Annotated in this window: 19 protein-coding genes and 2 tRNA genes; 12 read left to right on the forward strand and 9 right to left on the reverse strand. The window is 40.7% G+C overall.

Annotated features, from left to right (window positions below; all coding sequences use genetic code 11):
* Nucleotides 1-54: 54 nt before the first annotated feature.
* From fucP to B3600_RS13480, 8 genes are all read left to right on the forward strand, one after another.
* Nucleotides 55-1,320: an L-fucose:H+ symporter permease gene (fucP, locus tag B3600_RS13445; protein WP_070563743.1), complete on the forward strand. Its 1,266-nt coding sequence runs from the start codon at nt 55-57 to the stop codon at nt 1,318-1,320.
* 10 nt (nt 1,321-1,330) lie between these two features.
* Nucleotides 1,331-1,663 (forward strand): L-rhamnose mutarotase, encoded by a 333-nt coding sequence (locus B3600_RS13450; RefSeq protein WP_046672141.1) that lies wholly within the window; start codon nt 1,331-1,333, stop codon nt 1,661-1,663.
* 2 nt (nt 1,664-1,665) lie between these two features.
* Nucleotides 1,666-3,324, forward strand: coding sequence for a UxaA family hydrolase (locus B3600_RS13455; RefSeq protein ID WP_286753258.1), 1,659 nt, complete (start codon nt 1,666-1,668; stop codon nt 3,322-3,324).
* Between the two features lie 49 nt (nt 3,325-3,373).
* On the forward strand, nt 3,374-4,687 hold the full coding sequence (locus tag B3600_RS13460) for an alpha-L-fucosidase (RefSeq protein WP_286753259.1): 1,314 nt from the start codon (nt 3,374-3,376) through the stop codon (nt 4,685-4,687).
* Nucleotides 4,688-4,689: 2 nt separating this feature from the next.
* Nucleotides 4,690-5,454, forward strand: coding sequence for an SDR family NAD(P)-dependent oxidoreductase (locus B3600_RS13465; RefSeq protein WP_046672143.1), 765 nt, complete (start codon nt 4,690-4,692; stop codon nt 5,452-5,454).
* A gap of 41 nt (nt 5,455-5,495) precedes the next feature.
* Nucleotides 5,496-6,353: a fumarylacetoacetate hydrolase family protein gene (locus B3600_RS13470; RefSeq protein ID WP_070563737.1), complete on the forward strand. Its 858-nt coding sequence runs from the start codon at nt 5,496-5,498 to the stop codon at nt 6,351-6,353.
* Nucleotides 6,354-6,378: 25 nt separating this feature from the next.
* Nucleotides 6,379-7,206: an amidohydrolase family protein gene (locus B3600_RS13475; RefSeq protein ID WP_070563734.1), complete on the forward strand. Its 828-nt coding sequence runs from the start codon at nt 6,379-6,381 to the stop codon at nt 7,204-7,206.
* A gap of 179 nt (nt 7,207-7,385) precedes the next feature.
* Nucleotides 7,386-8,177: an SDR family oxidoreductase gene (locus B3600_RS13480; protein ID WP_286753260.1), complete on the forward strand. Its 792-nt coding sequence runs from the start codon at nt 7,386-7,388 to the stop codon at nt 8,175-8,177.
* Between the two features lie 150 nt (nt 8,178-8,327).
* Here the strand turns inward: B3600_RS13480 and B3600_RS13485 are convergent, their stop codons facing one another.
* From B3600_RS13485 to B3600_RS13495, 3 genes are all read right to left on the reverse strand, one after another.
* Nucleotides 8,328-9,575, reverse strand: a complete 1,248-nt coding sequence (locus tag B3600_RS13485) for a S41 family peptidase (protein ID WP_286753261.1) — start codon at nt 9,573-9,575, stop codon at nt 8,328-8,330.
* A gap of 274 nt (nt 9,576-9,849) precedes the next feature.
* Nucleotides 9,850-9,922, reverse strand: a tRNA-Phe gene (locus tag B3600_RS13490).
* A 42-nt stretch (nt 9,923-9,964) separates the two neighbouring features.
* Nucleotides 9,965-10,037: transfer RNA gene (locus B3600_RS13495), tRNA-Phe, on the reverse strand.
* 188 nt (nt 10,038-10,225) lie between these two features.
* On the opposite strand from B3600_RS13495, the gene mnmA reads away from it, so the two are divergent.
* Nucleotides 10,226-11,317, forward strand: coding sequence for a tRNA 2-thiouridine(34) synthase MnmA (gene mnmA, locus B3600_RS13500; RefSeq protein WP_046672147.1), 1,092 nt, complete (start codon nt 10,226-10,228; stop codon nt 11,315-11,317).
* Between the two features lie 187 nt (nt 11,318-11,504).
* On the forward strand, nt 11,505-12,569 hold the full coding sequence (locus tag B3600_RS13505) for a PA0069 family radical SAM protein (protein WP_286753262.1): 1,065 nt from the start codon (nt 11,505-11,507) through the stop codon (nt 12,567-12,569).
* Between the two features lie 126 nt (nt 12,570-12,695).
* Here the strand turns inward: B3600_RS13505 and B3600_RS13510 are convergent, their stop codons facing one another.
* The 4 genes from B3600_RS13510 to B3600_RS13525 form a co-directional block, all read right to left on the reverse strand.
* Nucleotides 12,696-14,114, reverse strand: coding sequence for an amino acid permease (locus B3600_RS13510; protein ID WP_046672150.1), 1,419 nt, complete (start codon nt 14,112-14,114; stop codon nt 12,696-12,698).
* Nucleotides 14,115-14,501: 387 nt separating this feature from the next.
* Nucleotides 14,502-14,663 (reverse strand): FeoB-associated Cys-rich membrane protein, encoded by a 162-nt coding sequence (locus B3600_RS13515; RefSeq protein WP_083295845.1) that lies wholly within the window; start codon nt 14,661-14,663, stop codon nt 14,502-14,504.
* A gap of 6 nt (nt 14,664-14,669) precedes the next feature.
* On the reverse strand, nt 14,670-16,772 hold the full coding sequence (gene feoB / locus B3600_RS13520; protein WP_286753263.1) for a ferrous iron transport protein B: 2,103 nt from the start codon (nt 16,770-16,772) through the stop codon (nt 14,670-14,672).
* Nucleotides 16,772-17,011, reverse strand: a complete 240-nt coding sequence (locus B3600_RS13525; protein WP_046672175.1) for a FeoA family protein — start codon at nt 17,009-17,011, stop codon at nt 16,772-16,774. Before B3600_RS13525 ends, feoB begins: the two co-directional genes overlap by 1 nt.
* A gap of 128 nt (nt 17,012-17,139) precedes the next feature.
* On the opposite strand from B3600_RS13525, the gene B3600_RS13530 reads away from it, so the two are divergent.
* The gene (locus B3600_RS13530; protein WP_286753264.1) at nt 17,140-17,589 is read left to right on the forward strand and encodes a MarR family winged helix-turn-helix transcriptional regulator; all 450 of its coding nucleotides are present in this window, start codon (nt 17,140-17,142) and stop codon (nt 17,587-17,589) included.
* A 5-nt stretch (nt 17,590-17,594) separates the two neighbouring features.
* Here B3600_RS13530 and B3600_RS13535 read toward each other — a convergent pair whose 3' ends face one another.
* Complete coding sequence (locus B3600_RS13535; protein WP_070563719.1) at nt 17,595-18,404, reverse strand: ZIP family metal transporter; 810 nt, start codon at nt 18,402-18,404, stop codon at nt 17,595-17,597.
* Nucleotides 18,404-18,985, reverse strand: coding sequence for a phosphatase PAP2 family protein (locus B3600_RS13540; protein ID WP_120336230.1), 582 nt, complete (start codon nt 18,983-18,985; stop codon nt 18,404-18,406). The genes B3600_RS13535 and B3600_RS13540 overlap by 1 nt, the downstream gene beginning before the upstream one ends.
* 200 nt (nt 18,986-19,185) lie before the next feature.
* Between B3600_RS13540 and glmM the strand changes: the two genes are divergently transcribed.
* On the forward strand, nt 19,186-20,568 hold the full coding sequence (gene glmM, locus B3600_RS13545; RefSeq protein WP_286753265.1) for a phosphoglucosamine mutase: 1,383 nt from the start codon (nt 19,186-19,188) through the stop codon (nt 20,566-20,568).
* Nucleotides 20,569-20,640: the final 72 nt, after the last annotated feature.

Raw genomic sequence — 20,640 nt, forward strand, 5'->3', positions numbered from 1 at the left:
AGCATTTTTAAGCTTATTTTACATTAAATAACTACTTATAACCATTTGAAAAATATGACGAATAAAAAGAGTTACGCATTTGCCTTGATTTTGGTGACATCCTTGTTCTTTTTCTGGGGATTTATTCACAACCTTGATCCGATCTTAATTCCGCATTTGAGGAATGCGTTTAGTTTATCCCATTTCCAGGCTTCCTTAGTCGATTCGGCTGTATTTATCGCTTATTTTGTGATGGCGATTCCTGCTGGAATTATCATGAAAAAATATGGCTATAAAGCGGGTATTTTGATTGGATTGATCTTTTTTGCCATTGGCTGTTTTCTTTTTGTACCTGCGGCCAATACGATAAGTTATGTTTTCTTTTTGGGGGCATTGTTCGTTGTAGCCTGTGGTCTTACCATTCTGGAAACCGCTGCAAATCCGTATGTAGCGATTTTGGGAGATCCAGCTTCTTCGGCGCAACGGCTTAATTTTGCGCAGTCCTTTAATGGACTAGCAGCCTTTGTTGCTCCGATTTTTGGTGGAAAATTTATTTTATCCCATGAACCCAAATCACAGGAAGAACTGGCGCAAATGGCTGAGCAGGCAAAGATGGCGTATATTCAGTCGGAAACAGCTGCTGTGAAATTGCCTTATGTAGTATTGGGAATATTGATTTTATTGATCGCTGCCTTGTTTTTCTTTACCAAATTACCTGATATCAAAGATGCCGAGGAAGAAGGTAGAGCTGGTTTTTTCCACGCGTTGCGTCATAAAAATGTGCGTTGGGCCGTGGTGGCTCAATTTTTCTATGTGGGAGCGCAAGTCTGTATTTTAAGCTTCCTGGTATTGTATGCAACAGAAGCTGCGGGCATATCGGGTAAGGATGGGGCCGATTATGCTGGGTTTGCGGGATTGGCTTTTATGTTGGGCCGGTTTATCGGTACATTTTTTATGCGTTTTGTATCAGCATCCCAGCTTCTGATCATCTATTCCGCTATAGCGATCGTTCTATCCCTATTTGTCATCTTCGGATCAGGTATTCAGACCTTGTATGCATTGATCGGTATTGCATTCTTTATGTCTATTATGTTTCCGACGATATTCGCGTTTGGTGTACAAGGTATCGGTGCCGATACCAAATCTGCTTCCAGTTTGATCGTAATGTCTATTGTTGGTGGTGCTTTGTTACCTCCAATTTTGGGCTTTATCTCGGATAAAACAGGACATTTCCAGTATGGCTATTTTGTGCCATTGGTTTGTTTTATTGTTGTCTTATTGTTTGCTTTCCAAAATAGAAATGTCAGTATTGCGGAAACCGAAAATCTTAAATCACATTAATTAGTTAGTAATGAAAAGATATGTCATGGCTTTAGATCTTGTGGACGATCCACAATTGATCAAGGAATATGAGGATTACCACCGTGAGGTTTGGCCGGAAATAAAACGTTCGATTCTGGATGCAGGTATTCTGCAGATGGAGATCTATCGTTTTGAAAATAGATTGTTTATGAACATGGAGGTGGGTGAAGACTTTTCATTTGAGAAAAAATCGGCTATGGATGCTGCCAATGAAAAAGTACAGGAATGGGAACAGCTGATGTGGAAATACCAGGCGGCCATTCCGGGGGCAAAGCCGGGAGAGAAATGGGTAATGATGACAAAAATATTTGAATTAGTATAATTATGGCTATACAGCGCTATTTACAGATCCATCCAATGGATAATGTCCTTGTTGCATTACAGGACTTGGCTGCGGGAACAACGATTGTTTTTGAAGGTAAGGAATTTACATTAAAGCAAGCTGTTGCTGCCAAACATAAATTCACCATCCAGCCAATGGAACAAGATACGGAGATATTGATGTATGGTGTTCTGGTAGGAAAATTGAATACTCCCCTAGCTGAAGGGGAACTCATTACCACTGAAAACTTGCGCCATGCGTCGGAAGATTTTAAAATGGGCAATCGCAAGACAGCCTGGACAAAACCTGATGTTTCTGCATTTAAAGATAAAACGTTCAATGGATTCCACCGTTCAAATGGGACTGTTGGAACGGCCAATTACTGGTTGGTTATTCCATTGGTTTTTTGCGAAAATAGAAATGTATTGACCCTGAAGGCTGCTTTTGAAGAAAAGTTGGGCTATAAAGTAAAAGCCAATAATTACGTGTCTGAGGTAGAAGATCTCATTAGCTTATATAAGTCTGGTGCTGATGTAAATGCGATTCTTAGTCAGGATCTACTTGCTAATTCGACTTCCAGTGAGCAGGAACGCCTGTTCAAAAATGTCGATGGAATCAAGTTTTTAAACCATGAAATGGGCTGCGGCGGAACCCGCATGGATTCGGATGCCTTATGTGGCCTTTTGGCTGGTTATATCACCCATCCGAATGTGGCGGGGGCAACGGTATTGAGTTTAGGATGTCAGCATGCGCAGGCTTCCATTCTGAAAGCTGAAATTGAAAAGCGAAGTCCAGGTTTTGATCGCCCACTGTATATTTTCGAACAACAGAAAGAAGGAACTGAAAAAGAGCTTATGCAAAAGGCGATTAAAGCAACTTTTGCAGGGATGATGCAAGCGGATAAAAATGAGCGCAAACCAGCCTCATTGGACAAATTGTGTATAGGTCTGGAATGTGGTGGTTCAGACGGATTTTCGGGCATCTCGGCCAATCCGGCGCTCGGATTTGTATCAGATATTTTGGTGACTTTAGGCGGATCGGTGATTCTGGCGGAGTTTCCTGAATTATGCGGCGTGGAACAGGAATTGAGTGATCGTTGTATCGATGAGCCCACGGCGGAGCGTTTTATGTCGCTGATGCGTACTTACAACGCAAAAGCTGAAGCTGATGGTTCGGGATTCTATATGAATCCTTCTCCGGGCAATATTCGTGATGGTTTAATTACTGACGCAATTAAGTCTGCTGGGGCTGCCAAAAAAGGAGGAACATCACCTGTTGCAGCAGTGATTGATTATCCTGAATTGGCCAACGGTCCGGGGTTAAACTTATTATGTACGCCTGGTAATGATGTGGAAAGTACAACTGCAGAAGTGGCAGCAGGTGCTAATATTGTCTTGTTTACTACGGGGCTGGGTACCCCTACAGGTAACCCGATTGCACCTGTTGTGAAACTATCAACAAATACCAAGACTTTTGAGAAAATGCCCGATATCCTGGATTTGAACTGTGGTACCATTATCGAAGGTACAGAGACTATTGAGGAAGCCGCACACCGTATTTTGGATTATGTAATAGAGGTTGCTTCTGGTGAAGTGAAACCGAAGGCGGTGTTGTTGGGGCAAGACGATTTCATACCATGGCGTAGAGGTGTTTCTTTGTAGTTGGGTATAATGAGTTTATTGAAAATCCATGACAACTAATCATTTACATATGAAACTTAAACATGTAATCTGTGGTTTAGCCTTGCTGATGGGATCAGTATCCGCGAGCTATAGCCAGCAATATTATCAACCGAGTCCCGAAAATCTGAAAAATAGGGAGTGGTTTGAACAATCTCGGTTTGGTGTTTTTATCCATTGGGGGGTATATAGTGTGCTGGGGGATGGTGAGTGGGTCATGAACAACCAGAATATCAGTTTGGATGAATATGCATTGCTGCCTAAATTTTTCAATCCAATTTCCTTTAATGCGAAAGAATGGGCGAAGTTATTTAAACAGGCAGGGGCAAAGTATATCACCTTTACGACCAGACATCATGATGGATTTTCGATGTGGAACAGCCAGGTTTCGGACTATAATGTGGTGAAGAAATCTCCCTTCAAACGCGATATTGTGAAAGAGTTGGTGGAAGCTTGCCGTGCCGAAGGGATAAAAGTGATGTTCTACTATTCGCTTTTAGACTGGCACCGGGATGATTATCTGCCTGTTGGTAAAACGGGTGGTGGCATTGCGGGGCGCGATTCAACGAAAGGGGATTGGAATCATTATGTCCAGTTTATGAAAAGCCAATTAACGGAGCTGTTGAGCAACTACGGTGAGATCGATGGGATCTGGTTTGATGGTCATTGGGACAAGCCCAATGAAGATTGGCATTTCAAAGAAATCTATGAATTGATTCATAAGTTACAGCCACAGTGCTTGGTGGGTAACAACCACCATCTGGCGCCATTTGAAGGGGAAGATTTTCAGATGTTCGAACGTGATTTACCTGGAGAGAATACTACTGGGTTCGGCACGAAAGCGCATGATGTTGGGAAACTACCGAAGGAAGTATGTGGAACAATTGCAGGATCTTGGGGATTTGAGCTGAAAGATCGGACACGAAAATCCTTTCAGGAAGTGCTGAAATACCTGGTCAAGGCAGCTAGTCATGGTTCCAATTTATTGCTCAATGTTGGCCCGATGCCAAACGGTGAGATTCAGGACTATCAACAGGAGCGCTTGAAAGAACTTGGAAAATGGCTATCGGTGTATGGTGAAACAATCTATGGAACAGCGGGTGGGGCGGTGTCACCAACAGACGATTATGCGTTGACAAAAAAAGGAAACCAAGTGTATCTACATGTGTTTAAAACGGATAAAAAGGAATTGTTGATTAATAACCTTCCTTATCAGGTGAAAAAAGTAAGCACATTTATCGGAAAGAAAGAGATTAAGTTTAGTTATAAGAACAATAGTCTACGCTTGGATTTGCCAACATCGACAGATGAAGCAGATTTGGTATTGACATTAACAATTAAATAACAATGGGAAAATTAGAACAAAAAGTAGCTGTAATTACCGGTGGTGGTAGTGGGATAGGCCGTGCGATCAGTCTGCAATTTGCTGCAGAAGGAGCAAAAGTTCATATTCTGGATTTGAATGAAGATGGCGGTAAGGCTGTAGTTGATGAGATCTTGGCTTTGGGTGGTCAGGCTGCATTTAATCGTTGTAATGTAACTGATCAACAAGAAATTACTGCTATAGCACAAAATATCGGAAAAATTGATATTTTAGTAAATAATGCTGGTATCGCTCATGTTGGTAATTTGGAAAATTGTCAATCAGAAGATTTTGAGCGTGTTTTTAATGTGAATGTTAAGGGAGCTTATAATGCATTGCATGCTATTGTGCCGATGATGAAGGCGCAGGGTTCGGGAGCAATCCTTAATTTAGCATCCATAGCTGCATGGGTTGGTATCACGGATCGTTTTGCGTATTCGATGAGCAAGGGGGCTATTTACGCGATGTCAATGTCTGTAGCACGGGATTACATGGCCTACGGTATTCGTTGCAATAGCATTTCGCCTGCACGTGTACATACCCCATTTGTGGATGGATTTATCGCAAAAAACTATCCTGGAAAAGAGGAAGAAATGTTTGAAAAACTATCAGCAAGCCAACCAATAGGCCGCATGGCGCAACCGGAAGAAATTGCCAAATTAGCACTTTTCTTGTGTAGTGACGATGCTGGATTTATTACTGGAAATGACTACCCTATTGACGGTGGTTTTATTAAATTGAATAATTAAAAAGCTAAAAATAAAATATCTATTATCTCAATACTATAAAAATGAAATTAATACGTTTTGGAGCTCAAGGCAAGGAGAAAATCGGTGTTCAGATCGATGGTGTAAATTACGATGTAAGCGCATTTGGTGGTGATTACAATGAACAATTCTTTGCCGAGAATGGTGTAGCCCGTTTAGAAGAATTTGTGAAGGCAAATGAAGGTAAGTTGATTGAAGTTCCTCAAGGCGAACGTATCGGAGCACCTTTTGCCCGCCCATCCAAAATTGTTTGTATTGGATTGAACTATTTAGACCATGCCAAGGAAACAAATGCACCAATTCCTGCTGAACCGATCATCTTTATGAAATCGACCACTTCGTTGGTAGGTCCATACGATAATGTGATGATTCCGAAAGATTCTGTAAAAACAGATTGGGAGGTGGAATTCTGTATTGTGATCGGTAAAAAAGCTTCTTATGTAGAAGAGCATGAAGCCTTAGATTATGTGGTCGGTTATGTATTGCACAACGATGTTTCCGAACGTGAGTATCAGCTGGAACGTGGCGGTACTTGGGATAAAGGAAAAGGATGTGATACGTTTGCACCGATGGGACCTTTCATGGCGACAAAAGAAGAAATCAAAGATATCAACAATGTGCGTCTATGGTTGAAGGTAAACGGAAAAACCTACCAAGACGGTAATACCAAGGATTTAATCTTTTCGGTGGCGCATGTGGTATCCTATGTGTCTAAATTTATGACTTTGTTGCCAGGAGACGTGATATCAACAGGTACTCCGGCAGGTGTTGGCTTAGGATTTAATCCACCGATTTATTTGAAGCCTGGCGATGTGATCGAGTTAGGAGCAGATGGTCTTGGAGAGTCCCGTCAGACTGTGGTAGCGTATTCAAAAAATTAATTGCTCATTAGGTTTTCTTTTCATTATGCGTATAGATACCCATCAGCATTTCTGGAAATTCGATCCAATTAGAGATAGTTGGATTACCGAAGAAATGCAAGTCATCAGACGTGATTTCACCCCTTTGGATATTCAATTTGTGCTTGAACGAAATGGATTTGGAGGGAGTGTTGCTGTTCAGGCGGATCAATCCAACGAAGAGACTGCTTATTTGGTTCAGCTGGCTAGTGATTATCCTTTTATTAAAGGCGTAGTGGGCTGGATTGATCTTCAAGCAGCGGATATTCGACAACAGTTGGATGGCTATCAATCAGCTACGGTCATCAAAGGATTTCGTCATATTGTTGAAGGAGAAGCTGACCCTGATTTTCTCATTCGCCCTGCGGTATTAAACGGGCTGAAGGCCTTAGCAGATTATGGTTATACGTATGATCTGCTCATCCGTCCACGACATTATGCGGCAACGTTGGATTGTGTGCAGCAAAATCCAAATCTTCAATTTGTATTGGATCATATTGCCAAACCGCCGATCAAGTCGAAAGCATTTGATGAGTGGGCGGCGTTTATCGATGCGCTATCTGCCTTTCCAAATGTCGTATGTAAAGTTTCGGGACTTGCAACAGAGGCCGATTGGGAAGGATGGAAACTTGATGATTTTAAGCAATATCTGGAGCATATCTTTGCGCGTTTTGGAAAGGAGCGCATTATGTACGGGTCAGATTGGCCGGTATGTCTATTGGCGGCATCCTACGAAGAAAGTATTGCCATCGTTGAGGATAAATTAGGGCAATTTACGGCTGAAGAGAAGAACGCATTTTGGGCAGAGAACGCAATACGCGTGTATAATCTTTAAAAGGAAAAACTTCAGCATGCTATGAAAGGGAAAAATAGCATGCTGAAGCTTTTTATTGGTCATGAAGCTGGATAATGGGCTTAATGACGTCAATATAAATTAATCAATAACCAGAGAACGAATTCATTGTTGCGAATGTTAACCACAATCAATGAAACAAACCATTCAATAAAAGTATTATGGATCTTCATTTAAAAGATAAAGTTGTTATTGTTACCGGCGGAGCAAAAGGAATCGGGCGGGCTGTAGTCCACGCGTTGGCTCAAGAACAGGCTATTCCTGTCATTGTTGGCCGTAAACAAGCTGATAATGAAAAAGTCAAAGAAGAAATAAAGCAATTTGGTGTGGATGCACTCTGTATTGAAGCAGAATTATCTAAACCCGAAGATTGTGAAAGAGCCGTTCAAAAGACATTGGAAGTGTACGGGCGGATCGATGGTTTGGTGAATAATGCCGGACAAAATGATGGTGTTGGATTGGCATCGGGTAACTATGAAAGATTTGTTGCTTCGCTGCATAAGAACTTAATTCACTACTATCTGATGGCACATCACGCTTTGGATGCGTTGAAAGCATCTAAGGGCAGTATCGTGAATATTTCGTCCAAAACTGGTGAAACAGGGCAGGGCAATACCTCGGCTTATGCGGCATCCAATGGTGGACGTAATGCACTTACGCGAGAGTGGGCTGTAGAATTGTTGCCTTACTCGATTCGTGTCAATGCCATTATTGTGGCAGAATGTGCAACTCCCCAATACGATACCTGGATTCAAACCTTATCAAATCCGGAGGAGACATTGAAAAAAATTACGGACCGCATTCCATTGGAGCATCGCATGACCACAGCAGCGGAAATCGCCGATACAACCGTCTTTTTACTGTCTAACAAATCCAGTCATACAACTGGCCAATTGATTCATGTGGACGGTGGTTATGTGCATTTGGATCGGTCGATTATTGCTGAATCGTAGCAGAACAGCGATTGGATTTTGGAAATTAGACTTGAGTGGTTTTTAAAATGACAACTCCGGTTGATTTCCAAAATCCATGATCTTTTTTGTATTAATTGTTGAATCAGCTATTACGAAACTCAGAGAGTAGACAGCTTGTTTTCCTCTTTTTTAAGAAGCGCTGTTGCCTTTTATCTTCGCTAATGTTTGCTCGATCCAGTCGCGATCTGAAGTTAAGGAAATATCGGGTTCTACACCTATTCCTTCAAATGGTAGATACTGCTGCCAATTGTCCTTCAGATCTGTAAAGCTAATCTTAATTTTTTTCGAAGGGCATAGCAATGTTGTATCGTAATTTCGGCCATAGGTCAGTACACCTTTGGTTTTTTGGCCAAGCACCGTTACATTTTTCATCCCTTTTATTCTCACCACAAATTCTTCGGCATTGCTGGCGGTATAATAGTTCATTAGTATATAGATTTTTCCGCTGTATTTAGTAAGTATATTTCGTAACATATCTGAGTTTTTGTCTGCACCACCGCCATTGTTCTGGAGGTCGACAATAAGATTTTGAGCCAGGTTCTTTTCTTTTAAATCATTATAGAAAGTCGTAGCTTCTTTAAGTACTGCAGTTGAAGAGCCAAAAGTCGAGATTTTAAGGTAATCTATCTCTGGTTGAAGCTGCTTTAGCTGGTATCTGCTTGTGATAGGGTTTTGTAAATTTGTAATAGGTTTATTATTTTTTTTGCTCCAGCCGAAACTTAAGAATTCTCCCTCTTGAATACGATTAAGTGTAGATAGGATTTTCTTGTCAATAAAGCCACCGGTCACTATTCTAAAATTATTATCCTCTTTAGGGATAAGGTAGAACATTTCTTCTCCTCGGGACCAGGACGGAATTTTAGTATCTAAGATAATACCCACCAATTTGCTTTCCGATTGGACAACTGCTACCTTAAAGAGATTATGGTAAAAATAGATCCCTTCATATTCTTGGGGAGTTTTATTTGCTAGCTCGCGCTCTAAACTGTCTAAATTCAGGGTGGATTTTCTATAATAGCCGTCAGTTTCGTTGATGATTTTTTTCAAGGTATCTTTGTTCTGCAGGTCTTGATAGGTATAACTGGAAGAATTAGTATTAATTACATTATGGTAATCCTTTAAACAATCCAGCAGGCTATAATAATTTACTAACGCTTCAATAAGGTAGATATCATTCTTTTGCGCTTCTTGAAGTCGTTCAAATTGTGACCTAACTTTTTTCTGATTCTCCTTTTGGGTCTTAAACGAGGGTGTTTTCTGCAAATTCTTATAGATAAAGGAGAGATCATCGAGGTATTCTTGTTGCGTAATTTTTTGCGGGTATATTTTAGATAATACTACGAATAGTAGCAGAGCTACTGTTATTATTTTTTTCATAAAAAGGGTTTATTCGCAAGAGTTATAATTTAATCATTAAGATAGTTAAATCCGGTTACAAAAAAAATAGTAGCAGTTATTTTAGAACCTTTGAATTTAGTTAACTATGTTTTATTATGCTATTCATTTCTATGATAATCAAGCGAAGCGGATAGAGTAGATATCGCTGCTATATCTTTCATGGAAAATTCAATAGGATGTATGGGGCGGAAAAGGTGCAATGTAGTAGGGGGATAAAACAAAAAAAGCTTGTTCAATGAACAAGCTTTTTTTGTGGTGCCACCTGGGTTCGAACCAGGGACACAAGGATTTTCAGTCCTTTGCTCTACCAGCTGAGCTATGGCACCAGTTGACCTTTTATTTAAATCTGTGATCATCAGATTGAAGCGTGGTGCCACCTGGGTTCGAACCAGGGACACAAGGATTTTCAGTCCTTTGCTCTACCAGCTGAGCTATGGCACCGCTTTTTTGCTATGGGTTTGTTCCCCTATTGCGATGCAAATATAGTCCGATAATTTGAATTCTAAAACTTTTATGCAGATTATTTTTGTACTTTTTTCGAACGTGTTGATTTTGATCGAGATAAAATTACAAGAAACTAACATATAAGAAAAGGAATAAGCTGTATCTTTGCATTTCAATAATTAGAGATGAGTAAAAGAGGAAGAGTTTTAGTTGCAATGAGTGGAGGGGTAGATAGCTCCGTTGCTTCTGTCATGCTCCACGAACAAGGATATGAGGTTATCGGTATCACGATGAAGACATGGGATTATGCATCCGCAGGTGGTTCGTCGAAAGAAACCGGATGTTGTAGCCTTGATAGTATCAATGACGCTCGTACATTAGCCGTAAACTATGGTTTCCCTCATTATATATTAGATATACGTGATGAGTTTGGAGATTTTGTGATTGACAATTTTGTAGAAGAATATATTGCTGGGCGCACGCCTAACCCATGCGTGTTGTGTAATACCCACATTAAGTGGGAGGCTTTGATGAAACGTGCTGACAAATTGGATTGTGAGTTTATCGCTACCGGACACTATGCAAATATCCGTATGCACGACAATGGTCGCTATGTGATATCAAAAGGTAAGGATGAAAATAAAGATCAATCGTACGTTTTATGGGGCGTGTCACAAGAAAATCTTGCCCGGACACAGTTTCCGTTGGGATCTTTCACGAAAAAGGAGATTCGTCAGATGGCTTTGGATATGGGACAGAAGGAATTGGCCAATAAGTCTGAGAGTTATGAAATCTGTTTCGTTCCTGACAACGACTACCGTGCGTTTTTGAGACATAAGGTGCCAACGTTGGATCAACAAATTGGTCCTGGTAACTTTATTCTTTCTGATGGTACTGTCGTCGGTAAACATATTGGTTACCCTTATTTCACCATCGGTCAACGTAAAGGCTTAGGTATTGCCTTGGGGAAACCGATGTTTGTGATTGAGATCCTTCCGGAAAGTAATACGGTCGTATTGGGTGAAGAACATGAACTTGAAAAGTCACATGCTTACGTTCGTAATGTGAACTTTGTGAAATATGCAGGACTAGATCAACCGATGGAAGCAATTTCAAAGGTACGTTATAAAGATTCCGGTGCTTTGTCGACCATCTCCCAAGAAGGCGATAAAGTGCGTATAGACTTTGTGCACAATGTGAAAGGTATTGCTCCAGGGCAATCGGCTGTTTTTTATGAAGGCAATGATTTACTCGGTGGTGGTTTCTTAATGAAATAAATAGAAGCTGGACTGAGATCTAAAATAAGAATTTTAATCCCTATACTGTCGATGCGGTATAGGGATTTTTATTTGGTTTAAAATACGCTTTATTGGGACTTCAAACTAGAAGATATTCGCTTTCCCGCTTTGTGGAAAATGGGAAATTTTAATTTGCTTTTACTAATAAAATTAGTAATTTTAGCCTATGAATTCATCGGAATATTTGAAGGGTAGAGGGGCGCAGATCAATCCCAATAACAAATTTTTTTCTAATCAATACGTGCAGGAACATGTGGAGGGACTGGATGAAGAATTTTTGGGTGCCGAGAAAACACAATTTATTCCGACACATCCAAAATCCATTATATCCAAATCAAATAGCCCGGATCTACGTTTTGAAAGATCCATTAATCCCTATCAGGGCTGTGAGCATGGTTGTATTTATTGTTACGCGCGCAATTCGCATGAATACTGGGGTTTTAGTGCTGGGTTGGATTTCGAGCGTAAGATCTTAGTCAAACACAATGCGGCTCAGCTTCTAGAACAGGAGTTTAGAAAATCGAGCTATCAACCCGATTTGATTATGCTTTCAGGCAATACAGACTGTTATCAACCGATTGAACGGAAGCTGGGTATCACACGCTCACTTTTAGAATTGATGGTCAAATACCAGCATCCGGTCTCCATCATCAGCAAAAATGTACTAATGCGACGGGATTTTGATCTTTTGCGCGAGCTTGCAGCGCACGAGCTGGTTTCCGTTGCCGTGACCATCAATTCGCTGCGCGAAGAGGTTCGTCAGAAAATGGAACCTCGGACTGCTACAGCATCTGCCCGGTTGAAACTGATTGAGGGATTGACTGGGATAGGTGTACCCGTCATGCTGATGATGGCTCCCATCGTTCCGGGGATCAATAGTGATGAGATTTCAGATTTGATCCGTTCAGGAGCAGATGCGGGAGCCATTACGGCCTCCTATACCATCGTGCGGCTCAATGGACAGATTGGTGGTATCTTTAAAGATTGGCTCTATCAGAACTATCCTGATCGTGCTGAAAAGGTGTTACATTGGATCGAAGCCTGTCATGGTGGAAAAATTAACGATACCGATTTTGGACGGAGGATAAAGGGGGATGGCCATATGGCCGAGAGCTTACAGCATTTATTCAAGCTTTCCGTCAAGAAATATATGAATAATGGGACGCTTCCATCCTTGAGAAGGGATCTTTTCCGCTTACCCGATGCAGGAATGCAGCTGGGCTTATTTTAGATGGTTGGAGCGACAATGATGAATTTGCTATTCTCGAGGAGGAATACCTGCATTAAATTTTAGCAAGAAAGCCTGATTCATGCAATGAATCAGGCTTTTTTATGGACAAGATCAAGGTTCTGTGAACTAAGATTTCTTTCTTTTGATCAATACATAACTCACATAGAGTAATATAAGCCAAGCAGGGATCAATTCTACCGGAAGTTTCATCCCTGTTATCCACATGATGCCAAGTACAGCGATCAAAAAGATCAGACAGATATAATTACTTAAAGGATACAGAAAGGATGGAAACTTGGTGCGTAAGTGGGCATCGAGTTTATTCTTTCTGAAATACAAGTGTGTAATGGAAATCATGACCCAGTTTATAATCAGTGAAGATACCACCAGCGACATCAGGATCTCCAAGGCATTTTTAGGTGCTACATAGTTGATAAATACACAAATCGCCGCGAACAGTGCCGAAACTAAAATCGCGTTAATAGGCGCATGATTCTTGTTGAGTTTCGAAAGGAAACGGGGTGCATTTCCCTGCTCTGCCAATCCATATAACATTCTGCTATTGCTGTACACGCTGCTATTATAAACAGATAATGCAGCGGTAAGGACAATAAGATTTAGCGCATTTGCGATAATTTTTGTGAAATAGAAGGTCTTTCCAAAGATCGTAAATTCAAACCCATTGAGTTTGTCAAACACCAGCACAAAGGGACTTGTATCGGCGGTGATATTTGTCCACGGTGTCAAAGAGAAAAGAATAATCAATGCACCTACGTAAAAGATTAAGATTCGATAGATAACCTGGTTGGTCGCTTTGGGGATGTTCTTTTCGGGATGCTCGGCCTCGGCAGCAGTGATACCAACCAACTCCAGGCCACCGAAAGAAAACATGATCAATGCTATGGCGGAAAGAAGGCCTTCAAAACTTCCATCCGCTGTTTGGCTAAACCAACCTTTTGGGAAAAAACCACCATGTGAAGTCAGGTTGCTGAGACTTGCCTGCTCCCCTCCAGTACCGCTTACCAATAAATATGCACCAAAAACAATCATGGCAATGATTGCAACAACCTTGATAATGGAAAACCAAAATTCCGTCTCGCCATAAATTTTGACTGAGGCAAGATTAAGGGCGTTGATTGCAAAGAAGAAAAATAAACTTGATGCCCATAAAGGTATTTCCGGCCACCAGAATTGTACATAAACGCCTATCGCTGTGAGTTCGGCCATGCTGACTAAGATATACAGCACCCAATAGTTCCAGCCCGAAGCATAACCCGCAAAAGAACCCCAGTATTTATTGGCGAAGTAGCTAAAACTTCCTGAAACAGGTTCCTCAACAACCATCTCACCCAACTGGCGCATAATAAAAAAAGCAATAATTCCGGCGAAAGCATAGCCGAGGATAACAGCTGGCCCAGCCAATGTGGCAGCCTTCCCAATACCTAGAAATAAGCCCGTTCCGATTGCACCACCCAGGGCAATTAATTGAATATGTCTGTTTTGAAGTCCTCTTTTTAACTCCTCCTTATTGTTCTGTTTCTCCATGTGTATGGTTAATACGGTTACTAGTCTGTTTTAATCTGGTCCTTAAATACGGAAAAACCCATGAGGCTATTTGCTCCCACCAAGGATCGTTTGAGCAAAATCAATGACGCCAGAAGAATTACCTGTTTATCGTAAAGCTTCCCAGCGAACGATTTGCCCTAAGCGCATAAAGTTAATAAAACACTTAGGTATTTGTGCACATTCTGTTGTGGTTTTAATGTATTTCGTTGTTTTTTTATAAACAATAGCGAGGGGCCTGTTTGACTCAGAAATAGAAAGCGCCGTAATTTGGAAATACGGCGCTTTATGAATTAGCAGCTAGTGTGATTTTTGGCCACTCTAACTAATAACGAAATCTTATTTGTAAATGCTACTCAAAAAGATAAATTAATTTGCTTTTTGTGTTTTTTCTACGCCGCAGTCGCATCCGCAGCCTTTCGAGCAGCTCGACTTGCCCTTTAGTGATTTTCGGACATTTTTAACGACATACCATACAGCCGCCAAAACGAGCATTCCTACGATGAGATATTGTACTGTTAAATTATCCATAGCTTTTTATTTTAAAAGTTGATAAGCAATCAAGGCACTGAAATACGCCAAGCCTGTCATAAAACCAAGCTGTATCAAAGTCCATTTCCACGAGCCTGTTTCCCTCTTTACTGCTGCAATTGTACTCATACATTGCATAGCAAAAGCATAGAAAAGTAATAAGGATACACCAGAAGCTAAATTATAAGCCGGTAAACCGGTATTCCTGTTAATTTCGCTTTTCATTTTGCCTAATACCGTTGTTTTAGATGCTTCATCTTCGATATCCACTTCGTCACCAAGGCTATATACTGTGGCCATTGTGCCTACAAAAACTTCACGGGCAGCAAACGAAGAAATAAGACCTATGCCCATCTTCCAGTCGTAGCCTAATGGTTCAACAACAGGTTCAATAGCCATGCCAAGATAGCCAAGGAAAGAGTGTTCCAGACGATAAGATGAAACTTCATGGTCCAAATCGGCTTCGGACAGGTTGGGGTTATTTTTTGTCACATATTCCTCCGCCCGGCTAAATTTATCGTTCGGACCAAAACTACCCAATGCCCATAGGATAACGGAAATGGCTAAAATGATTTTACCTGCGCCGAAAACAAAGCTTGATGCTTTTTCCCATACATTTAAGGCTACGTTTTTCCAATCTGGAGTCTTATAGGTGGGGAGTTCAAAGATTAGAAATGATTTGTGTTTTGATTTGATGACTTTGGTCAGGATAATCGCCGATAGCAAAGCTGCGAATATTCCAAGTAGGTACATCACAAACAATACAATACCTTGTATTTGAAAGCCCCCTAATTTCGTGTCCGGTATCACCAGTCCGATCAGAACGATATAAATAGGTAGACGTGCTGAGCAGGTCATAAAAGGCGTTACCAGAATAGTGACCAGTCTTTCTTTGCTATTTTCGATGTTACGTGCCGACATAACCGCAGGAACAGCACAGGCTACGCCCGAAATCAATGGAATCACTGATTTTCCATTCAGCCCGAAAGGGCGAAGCCAGCGGTCCATCAGGAAAACAATACGGCTCATATAGCCCGTTTCTTCCATGATCGAGATAAAGATGTATAAAATAACGATCTGTGGAATGAAGATCACAATTCCGCCAATACCTTTGATAATACCATTGCTGAGCAAGTCGGTCAATGGCCCTGCCGGCAATGCTGTTTGTATATAGGCTGCAAGATCACCAAATAAACCATCGATAAAATCCATGGCTGGTCCAGACCAGGTATAAATTGCCTGGAAGATTAAAAAGAGGATTCCAAAGAAGATGACATAGCCAAAGATGGGATGAAGCAGGATGCTATCAATCGTATTGGTTTTGTTTTTATTGGAGGATTCATCCTTTGCATAGATTTCAGCAAGGCTGCTATCCAGGGATTTACTACGCAAAATGGCTTCGTCTTTTTGCAGTCTCTCGGCGCGTAATTGGTGTTTTTCACGGATTTGTTGAATCGCCTGATTTTTTTCTTTCGATAAAAAGGATACCTCGCCTTTGGCCAGGTATTGCCAGGTATGGTATTCCGTATCTAATGGAAAAAGACGTTTGGTTTCTTCTAATGCGGCATCAGCTTCCTTGGGTAGGCTGAATTTGCTGATATACATGGGCGGAACAGCATCAAAGTTTTTGATCAGCTGATCGATACCTTGTCCCGTACGTGCATTGGTTTCGTAGACTTTTGTATTTAATAGCTGCTCAAGCTTCTGAACATCTATTGTAATTCCTTTTTCTTTGGCTTCATCTATCATATTGATGACAAAGATGGCCGGCAGACCGAGCTCCCGGGCCTGCTGATAAAGAATAATAGACCGCTTTAAGTTCGTAGGTTCAGCGACGACAACGACAAGGTTAGGTCTGAAACTACTTTCTTTATTGACTAAAGTGTTGAAAACAACTTCTTCGTCCAGCGAACTTGGGAACAGGGTATATGTTCCCGGTAAATCAATAATACGATAAATTTTGTTGTTGGCTTTTACTTGCCCCTCACGTTTTTCGACCGTAATACCGGGATAATTTCCTACTTTCTGATTTAATTTTGTAATCCGGTTAAATAGAGATGTTTTACCCACATTTGGATTACCCAAAAGTGCAATAATCGGGTTATTCATTATTTCTGATCAATAAGGATGACTTTAGCTTCTGATTTGCGGATAGCAATTAAGGCGTTATTAGCACTAATATTTAGACATATGGGACCGTCCAAAGGTGCGATATGTTTCACTTCTACTTCAGTACCAGGTATAAACCCTAATTCGAAAAATTTAGCTGGAATTTCGTGTGAATCAAAATCAATAATTACCGCTTTTTCCCCTTTTTTTAGCTTATCTAAGCTAGTTCTATTACGCATCTGCCTGTTTTTTTGAATTCTTCAAATATACAGAATTTCTACCATTTAGAATGATTCTAATGTCATAGTTATGTATTTAGTAAAAAACAGCTATCTTTACTATTCAGAACGATTAATTATCAACCAGAATGAAGATTGAGGACGAAATCAAAGTAAGTAAATTCAGCAATGAATGGCATCGTTGTACGGTAAATATTCTATATACGTACAATTGGATTAACAATGAGCTTGAACAGCGAGCTGCCAAAGAAGGGATCACTTTGAAACAGTTTAATGTCTTGCGCATATTGAGGGGCCAATATCCTAAGCCTGCAACCAATAATCTGATTAAATCAAGAATGTTGAGTACCACCCCTGACATCTCGCGTATGATTGATCGCATGGTTTCCAAAGAATTGGTTTCACGTTGTCAATCGGGTGGAGATAAAAGGGCTGTGGATTTGGTTATCACCGAGAAGGGCTTGGAGATTCTTAAGAATCTAGATGAGGACATGCTGATGAAGGATCTTTTACCCAATCGAATTAGTGAAGAAGAGGCAATGACGTTAAGTACACTGTTGGATAAACTTCGCGGCTAAAGAAATTAATGCGCATGGTCATGATGTTCATGATCATGCGGTTGTTGGTGTTGATCGTGCCCATGATCATGTTCTCCGACAAATAAGAAACTTCCGAGTGCAATCGCAACACCTGCAATCACAGCGATCATTTTCTTTTTATTGAATTTATGATGGTCAATGGAGCCCGATTCAAAAAGTATCGTCGTCGATATGTGTAAGAAGATACCAATAACGACGGCCATGATTTTATCAAAATATTGCTGGATATTCCCTACTTCACCTGCACTGATGGCTTTGCTCAATAAAAAGCCAAAAGGGGTCATTGCCGCAAATAAAGCCAGTGTAATGAGGATGGTATTTTTCTTTAAATGTGTGCTTATTAGAATACTTCCCAACGCAAATGCGGCCGGAATGTGGTGGATGGATATGCCTAGTGCAAGTTCTGTCTGATGTGTAGCCGCAAGTGGCATTCCCTCGAGGAAAGCATGAAGACATAGGCTGAACATAATACCGATTGGAAAACGATGGCTATGGTGGTCATGATCATTTTCGGTATGGATATGGCCATGTTCGATCCCTTGGGAGAACTGTTCAAGAAATAGCTGGAAAAGAAATCCAGCAAGTACATAAATACCCAATACTTCAGGTGAAGTATTGTTGGACTGATAGACATGCGGAATGAGGTGAAGCACAGTAATAGAGAATAAATAGGCTCCACTAAAAGAAAGGATGAGTTTAAGGAAGCTGGTTCCTTTCTTTTGTACAAAAAATACAGCAATTCCACTTGCAAATGCAGGTATGAATAAAATTAAAATCAATAAAATTGAATTCATTATACGTGTTCAGTTTTAAAAAAGCTAGGCACAAACCGTTTAAATAAGTAGCCTGTTGCCAATCCAACCAGAATACCTAAGGCTGAACCACACAGGACATCAAACGGGTAATGGACACCAACATAAATTTGAGAGACTGAGATTAGGGTTGCCCAGGTAATACAAAGCCAAAGCGCATGTTTCCATCTTCTCCGGAAAAGTACAATCCAGAAAAAAGCTAGGGAAAAATGATTGGCCGCGTGAGAGGATGTAAAGCTGAAGCCCGAGCCGCATCGCACTCGGATGTTGACATTTTCTTTAAACTCCACGTCGTTACATGGTCTAATCCTTTTTACAGTCTTTTTGATCAAATGAGAGGATATACCATCGGAAATTCCGAAAGTAACCAAGGTCATGGCAACAATTAGGATACCTGTTTTTCCATAGGTCTTAATGAAAAATATGATCAGAAATAAATACAAAGGTGCCCAAGTGTATGGATTGCGTAATATCGGCAATAACCAATCAAATACGGGGTTACTCAAGCCTTGATTAATGGCCAGAAAAATCTCTTGATCGATGTGTACTAATTGTTGAATCATAAATGTTGCTGATGACAATGAAATTCCCAAACTTTAAAAACTCACTTTTCAAAAGTAAAAATAATTTCATTGCAAACGGTTGTTTCTTTTAAAAACAACTTTGTTGCAACAAATATACGTTAAATATTCATTAATTATAATTTTAATTCGATATTTTATTGCCATTGTGCTAAATTTACACGTTAATCAATTCAAAAGAAATGACTTTAATTAAATCAATATCAGGAATACGAGGTACGATCGGCGGACGTGCTGGAGAGGCACTTACCCCAATAGATATCGTTAAGTTTACAGCTGCTTATGGCAAAATAATTGTTAAGCAGAGTGGTATCAAAAAAATTGTTGTCGGAAGAGATGCGCGTGTTTCTGGTGAGATGGTAAGTAATTTGGTGATTGGAACCCTACAAAGCATCGGTGTTGATGTGGTTGACCTGGGTCTTTCAACAACGCCAACGGTAGAGATTGCCGTACCGATGGAAAAAGCAGCGGGTGGTATTATTTTGACTGCTTCACACAACCCCGGTCAATGGAACGCACTAAAGTTATTAAATGCAAAGGGTGAATTCATTTCAGATGCTGAAGGGCAAGAAGTATTGGCCCTTGGTGAATCCTTAGACTTTGATTTTTCCGAAGTGGAAGAACTGGGACAAGTTCATAAAGATTATTCATACTTACAGAAACATGTAGACGCTGTGTTGGCACTGGAATATGTGGATAAAGAAGCCATCAAAGCGGCTAATTTTAAAGTTGCTTTGGATGCAGTCAACAGTACCGGTGGTACATTTATTCCAGCGTTATTGGATGCACTTGGTGTACAGACAATCTATAAAATCCATTGTGAGCCAAATGGTCAATTCCCGCATAATCCAGAACCATTGAAAGAGAATTTGACGGATTTATCGGCTGCGGTTATTGAACACAAAGCTGATTTAGGGATTGCCGTAGATCCGGATGTAGATCGATTGGTCTTTATGATGGAGGATGGCGAGCTATTTGGTGAAGAATATACCCTAGTTGCCGTAGCGGACTATTTATTGCAGCATAAAAAAGGAAATACCGTTTCCAATTTATCTTCTACACGCGCACTACGTGATGTGACTAAAGCACATGGTGGCGAGTACTATGCGGCGGCTGTGGGCGAAGTCAACGTGGTTACAAAGATGAAAGAAGTCGATGCTGTCATTGGCGGAGAAGGAAACGGTGGTGTTATCTACCCGGCATCTCATTATGGCCGTGATGCGCTGGTAGGCGTGGCCATCTTCTTGACACATTTGGCTAAGCTTGGTAAAAAAGCCTCCGAATATCGTGCTTCTTTGCCGCAATACTTTATGTCAAAAAACAAGATCACGCTGACTCCGGAATTGGACATTGACAACCTATTGGCCAAAATGGAGGAAAAATATAAGCATGAAGACCATTCGACAATCGATGGCTTGAAAATAGACTTTGAAAATGAATGGGTGCATTTGCGTAAATCGAATACCGAACCGATTATTCGGATTTACTCGGAGGGACCTACGCCTGAAGCTGCTGAGCAGATCGCGCAGCGGATTATCAGCGAAATTGAAGAAATAATTAAATAAAAACAAAAAGCTGCATACGCAGCTTTTTGTTTTAAGACTGATCTCAGCGAAAGCGTATTGTCTGAGCGATTA

Source organism: Sphingobacterium sp. UBA2480 (assembly GCF_002341965.1).
Lineage (GTDB): Bacteria > Bacteroidota > Bacteroidia > Sphingobacteriales > Sphingobacteriaceae > Sphingobacterium > Sphingobacterium multivorum.